The organism is Pseudomonas sp. SG-MS2 (assembly GCF_009933855.1).
Lineage (GTDB): Bacteria > Pseudomonadota > Gammaproteobacteria > Pseudomonadales > Pseudomonadaceae > Aquipseudomonas > Aquipseudomonas putida_E.
Genome location: NZ_MOMO01000176.1, coordinates 1 through 6,384 on the forward strand (window position 1 = coordinate 1; position 6,384 = coordinate 6,384).

General features: G+C 67.9%; 1 protein-coding gene and 1 pseudogene. Both read right to left on the reverse strand.

The genetic code is table 11. The annotated features are described in order from the left end of the window. Positions 1-104: pseudogene (locus BLX42_RS26930) on the reverse strand (alpha/beta hydrolase); the annotation flags it as partial. 60 nt (positions 105-164) lie between these two features. Further along, positions 165-6,384 (reverse strand): non-ribosomal peptide synthetase (locus tag BLX42_RS15110; protein ID WP_161872087.1); only part of this gene is annotated, 6,220 nt, incomplete at its 5' end.

Here is a 6,384-nt window from a genome sequence, read left to right on the forward strand (position 1 = left end):
CGCGCCTGGGCGATGCCCAACTGATGCATGGGCTGGCTCTTGCCCGTCAGGCGGCCGAGTTCGGCCAGTTCCAGGAACGCTTCCAGATCGCAATCCAGGGACATTCGGGTTTCCTTCACATTGTTGGATAAGGGCCCGGCCGCGCAGGGCGGCCGGGCGCAGGCTCACAGGGTTGGTGCGGGCACCGGCTGCAGGCGGTGAAGCACGGTTTCGAGCAGTGCACCATGGCTGACGATGGCGTAGTGATCTGCGGCCAGGCGCTGGCTGGAGTGGATCGCGTGGTGCGCTTCGAAGGCCTGGCAGACGCCCGCTTCGCTGCTCTGTGCCCACCAGCAGTCCAGGCTGGCGCGTACCGCAGGCAGGGCGTGCACTTGCAGCGACAGGGCCTTGAGGGTCATGGCGACGGTAAACGTGCGCGCCAGATCCTCGCTGCTTTGCAGGCCGTCCATGGCCTCTGCGCCCAGGCTCCGCTCGATCAGTGCCTGCAGCTGCGTGGCATCGGCATTGGCCGCTACCGGGAACAGCGGCAGGCTGTCGGCCGGGCGGCCACTGACCACGGCGAGGAAAGCGCGCAGGTCGCCGCCGCAGTCTTCGTCCAGGGCCGCACCTGGCTCACCCGGTACATATGGGTCAACCAGACCAAGCAGGTCGATCTGCTGGCCCTGGCTCTCCAGCTCGCGGGCCACCAGCAGCGCCAGGGTGCCACCCAGCGACCAGCCCAGCAGGCGGTAGGGGCCTTGCGGCTGCTTCTGGCGGATGTACTGGGCGTAGTCGATGGCCATGGCTTCGAGCGACTCGTCCTGCCACTGGCGGTCGAGCAGCATGCGGTTCTGCAGGCCATAGACACTGCAAACGCCGTCCAGCCGCTGAGCCAGTGCGCGGTAGTCGAACACCGTGCCGAAGCCTGCATGCAGGCAGAACAGCGGTGCCTGGCGTTCGACCTTGCGGTTGAGCAGCAGCAGTGGGTCGAGTGCCGTTTGCTCGCGCGCCTCGGCCGGGCACAGTTCGGCGATGGTCGGGCGGGCGATCAGGTCGCGCAGCTTCAGGTTCAGGCCCAGTTGCGGTTGGTTGCGCAAGCGCGAGAGCACCTTGAGCACACTCAGTGAATCGCCCCCCAGTTCGAAGAAATGATCACTCACCCCAACCTGCTCCAGGCCCAACACATCGGCCCATATCGCCGCCAGCGCACGCTGGCGGTCATCTGCCGGTGCCTGGTACTGGCGTTCGCACATGAGAGGTTCGGGCAGTGCGCGGCGATCGACCTTGCCATTGGGGGTCAGCGGCAAGGCATCGAGCACCATCAGTTGCGCCGGTACCATGTAGTCCGGCAGTACCTGGCGCAGGTACTCGAGCATCGGGGTGACAGCCCGCTCGCCGTCGCCACGTACCACGTAACCGACCAGCTGCTTACCGTTGGCACCCCCGCGCGCCACCACCACGGCATCGAGCACGTTGGCGATATCCCGCAGGCGCGCCTCGATCTCACCCAGTTCGATGCGAAAACCGCGGACCTTCACCTGATTGTCCAAACGCCCGAGGTAGTCGAACACCCCGTCCGGGCGCTGGCGTACCAGGTCACCGGTGCGGTACAGGCGCCCGCCCGTGGCGCTGAACGGGTCGGCGACGAAGCGCTCGGCACTCAGCCCCGGGCGGCGGTGATAGCCACGGGCAAGGCCCTCGCCACCGATGTACAGCTCGCCGGCCAGGCCTGCCGGCAGCGGGTTGAGGCAATCATCCAGGACATGCAGCGTGCGGTTGCCTACGGCCACGCCAATGGGTGCATACACCGCTTCGCAGCGCGCCGTCACCGGCACCTTCCACAGCAGTGGGGTGACCACGGTTTCGGTAGGGCCGTAGCCGTTGGTGAGGTACTGCGGTTTGAGCACCTGCTTGACTTGCTCGAAGTTGGCATCGGCCACTGCATCGCCGCCGAAGCAGTAGATGCGCACAGGGGGCGGGGCCGGTTGGGCCTGGCCATATTCGGCCAGTTGCTGCAGGTAGGCCGGCGGGAAGCAGGCGATGCTGATGGCCTCGGCATGCAGCACGTCCCAGGTCTGCTGCGGGGTCCACAGGGTGTTGCCACGCACCACCAGCAAGCCCCCGCTGATCAGGGTCGACAGCCAGCGCTCCTGGGCACCGTCGAAGGCGAACGACATGAACAGCAGTTCGCGGGTCGACGGGCCCATCTCGTAGCGTTCGATGATCGCCTGGCAGTGCATGCGCAGCGGGCCTCGGGCCACGGCCACGCCCTTGGGGTTACCGGTGGAGCCGGAGGTGTAGATCATGTAGCTGAGCTGATCGTCATGCGCCTGCTGTTGCGGCGCGTGTCGCTGCGCGGACAGCTTGCACCGGTCCAGGTCCAGGCGGCGCTCCGGGGCGACGCCCAGGCGCTCGCCGATAACGCTGTCGGTCAGCAACAGGGCCACGTCGGCGTCGCCGATGATCCACTGCAGGCGTTCGGCGGGGTAATCGATGTCCAGCGGCACATAGGCCGCGCCAGCCTTCATCACCGCGTAGAAGGCAACGATGGTGCGCACCGAGCGGTCCAAGGCGATGCCCACCCGGTCCTCGCGCCCGATACCGCGTTCGAGCAGGGTCCAGGCCAGGCGGTTGGCCTGCTCTTCCAATTGCCCGTAGGTCAGTTGCACCCCGTCGCAGCGCACTGCCACCTGGTCTGCACGCTTCTTTGCATGACGGCCGATCAGGCTGGCCAGGTCATGCTGTGCTGTATCGCAGGGCTGTGCGTGTGGCTGCACGACGGTGTCGAGCAGGCCGAGCGTGCCGACTGCCGCCTCGGGGTGGCTCAGCAGGCGTTCGAGCAAGGCTTCGAAGTGGCGGCGGATGGCCTGCACCTGCTGCGCCTGGAAATGGTCCAGGCGGTAGAGGAACTCGATACGCAGGCGGGTATTGAGGTGCACCGCCAAGTCCATCGGGTAGTTGGTGACGTCGCGCAGCTGCGCTTCGCCAAAACGCAGGCCGGCTGTGCCGGCCGATTGCAGGCGTTCATCGATGGGGTAGTTCTCGAACACGATGATGCTGTCGAACAGCGCCTGGCCGTTGCTCTGGGTCCAGCGCTGGATGTCCACCAGCGGCGTGTGCTCGTGGTCGCGTACTTCCAGGTTGCAGGTCTGCAACTGTTGCAGCCAGTCCTGCACCGCTTGTGCCGGGTGCGGGGCCTGGATGATCGGCAAGGTGTTGATGAACAGCCCCAGCAGGCTGTCGGCACCCGGGAGGCTGGCCGGGCGACCGGACACGGTGGCGCCGAAGCACACGGTCTGTTGGCCGGTGTAACGTTGCAACAGCAGCACCCAGGCAGCCTGCACCAGGGTGTTGGGGGTAACGCGCAGGCGCTGGGCCTGCTCGCGCAGCCAGGTGGTGCGCTGCTCGTCCCAGTGCAGGTAGAGCGCGCCGTGGCCTTCCTGGGCGCTGCGCCTGCCGGCCGCACCTGCCAGCTGGGTGGGGGCCTGCAGCTCGGCCAGGCGTGGCCGCCAGAAGGTTTCGCTGGCCTGTTGCGCAGGTGCCTGCAGCCAGCGGATGTAGTCGCTGTAGCGGCCTTGCTGAGCCGGCAACGGCTGGCCGGCGTAGCACTGGAACAGTTCACCGAGCAGGCGTGACTGGCTCCAGCCATCCATGAGGATGTGGTGGCTGGTCAGGATCAGTTGGTGGCGCTCGTCATCCAGGCGCACCAGCAACAGGCGCAGCAGGGGCGGGGCGAGCAGGTCGAACGGGCGGCGGCGCTCGGCTTCGGCGGCGGCGGCCAGGCGCGCCGGCTCGACGGCCTGGCCACGCCAGTCCAGCTCCCGGGCGTCGAGCTGGCCCTGGCGCAGCACCACCTGCAGTGGCTCGCTCAGCTGCGGCGCCTGCCAGAAGGCACTGCGCAGCATCTCGTGGCGCTCCACCAACCGGCCCCAGGCGGCGATGAAACGCGGCGCCTCCAGGCCTTGGACCTCGACGCTGGTCTGGTTGATGTAGAAGTCCCCGGCACCGGCATCCTGGGTGTGGAACAGCATGCCCTGCTGCACGGTGGACAGCGGGTAGATGTCCTCGACCTGGTCGCAGGCGAAGGGCAACAGGGCCAGCTGGGCCTGGCTCAGGCGGGCCAGCGGCACGTCCGAAGGGGTCAGGCCCCGGCGCACGCCCTGGCCGCACAGGGCCACGGCCTCGCGCAACTCGGCGGCGTAGTCATCGGCCAGGCGCTGCAGTTGAGCCGGCTCGAACATGCGCTGGCTGAAGCTCCAGTTCAAGCGCAGCTCGCCGTCGAACACCTGGCCATTGAGCGCCAGCCAGTTCTGCAGCGGTGCATCGGCGCTGTGTTCGCGGCCTTTGTCTGCCGGGATCGGCCGCATCAGCGTGGCGGCATCGTCGTTGCCACTGTCGAACTGGCCCAGGTAGTTGAAGGTGATACGCGCAGCGGGCAGCGCGGCCAGGGCCTCACGTATTGCCGGGCTGGCGAAGCTGCGCAGGGCACCGAAGAAAGCACCTTTGCCCGGCAGGGCGCGCAAGTGTTCCTTGGTCAGCATGATCGCTTCGGCCAGCGAGCTGCCGGCGCTGATGCGGGCCGGGTAGAGGCTGGTCAGCCAGCCGACGCTGCGGGTCAGGTCGGCCTCGAAGTCGGCGAAGGCTTCGCGGCCATGGCCTTCGAGTTCCACCAGATGGTCATCGGCGCCGGTCCAGCGTTGCAGCACGCGGGCGAGGGCGGCCAGCAGCAGGTCGTTGATCTGCGTGCGGTAGGCGGCCGGGCAATCCTTGAGCAGGCGCGTGGTGGTCGCGGCATCCAGATGGGTGGTGACGCTGCGGCTGTCGCGCAGGCGCAGCGCAGCGTCGGCATCGATCACCGGCAGCGTGCTGTCGATATCGGCGCACTGACGTTGCCAGAAGGCGGCTTCCTGCTCCCCGGCCGGGCTCTGTGCGTGCGCTTGCAGGCGCAGGGCCCAGTCCTGCACCGACAGGGTACGCGGTGGCAGCGCGCAGGCCTGGCCGGCAGCCGCCTGGGAATAGGCACTTTGGAGGTCTTCAAGCAGGATGCGCCAGGACACACCGTCAACGGCCAGGTGGTGGATCACCAGCAGCAGGCGCTGCTCACCGTCGACCACCCCCTGCACTGCGCGCAGCAACGGGCCTTGGGCCAGGTCGAGGCTGCCCTGAGCACGGTCGCACAGGCCCTGCCAGCTGTCGCCCTGGCTTGGCTCGAACAGCCAGAGCACGTCGTCGTCGGGCACGTGCGGGGCAAAGTGTGCCTGCCACTCGCCTTGCACCTGGCTGAAGCGCAGGCGCAAGGCATCGTGGGTGGCCAGCAGTGCAGCGAGTGCCTGGCGCACATGGGCCGGGGCCAGCGCCTGGTTGGCCTTGAGCATCACCGACTGGTTCCAGCGCTGCGCCTGTGGCACGGCCTGGGCGAAGAACTGCTGTTGCATCGGCAGTAGCAGGCTGCGACCGCTGGCCGGCAGGTATGCGGCCTCGGCCGGTTCGGCCTGGGTCAGGGTGACGTGGGCCAGCGTGCGCACGGTCTGGTGGCTGAACAGGTCTTTGGGGGTGAAGTGCAGGCCGTCGCGTCGAGCCTGGCTCACCAGCTGGATGGACACGATCGAGTCGCCGCCCAGCTCGAAGAAGTTGTCATCAATGCCCACGTGCTCACGCTTGAGCACCCGCTGCCAGACCTGCACCAGGCGTGCCTGCAGTTCATCTTCGGCGGCGCTGTAGCTGGCCTGGGCCTGCGCCAGCCCCGGGGCGGGCAGGGCCTTGCGGTCGAGTTTGCCATTGGGGCTCAGCGGCATGCGCTGCAGGAACAACCACTGGTTGGGCACCATGTAGTCGGGCAGGTGGGCCAGCAGTGCCTGGCTCAGTTGCTCGCGCTCCGGCTGCGGTGTGCCGGCCTTGGCCACCAGGTAGGCGACCAGCTGGTTGTCCACGGCCAGCACGGCGGCCTCGTGGATGGCGGGTTGTTCCATCAGGCGCGCTTCGATCTCGCCGAGTTCGATGCGCAGGCCGCGGATTTTTACCTGGTGGTCGATGCGCCCGCAGTACTCGATCACGCCGTCGGCGCGGTAGCGCGCCAGGTCGCCGGTGCGGTACATGCGCGCGCCAGGCTGGAACGGGCAGGCAACGAAACGCTCGGCGGTCAGTGCCGGGCGTTGGTGATAACCGCGGGCAAGGCCCACGCCGCCCAGGTACAGCTCACCGATGACGCCCGCGGGTTGCGGCTGCAGGCCGGCATCAAGGATCCAGCAGGCCAGGTTGGCGATCGGTTTACCAATCGGCACGCCGGTCTTGCCCTCGTCACGGCAGGTCCAGTGGGTGACGTCGATGGCCGCTTCGGTGGGCCCGTAAAGGTTGTACAGGCGGGCCTGCGGCAGTTGCGCGAACACTTGCTGCTGCGCCTCCACC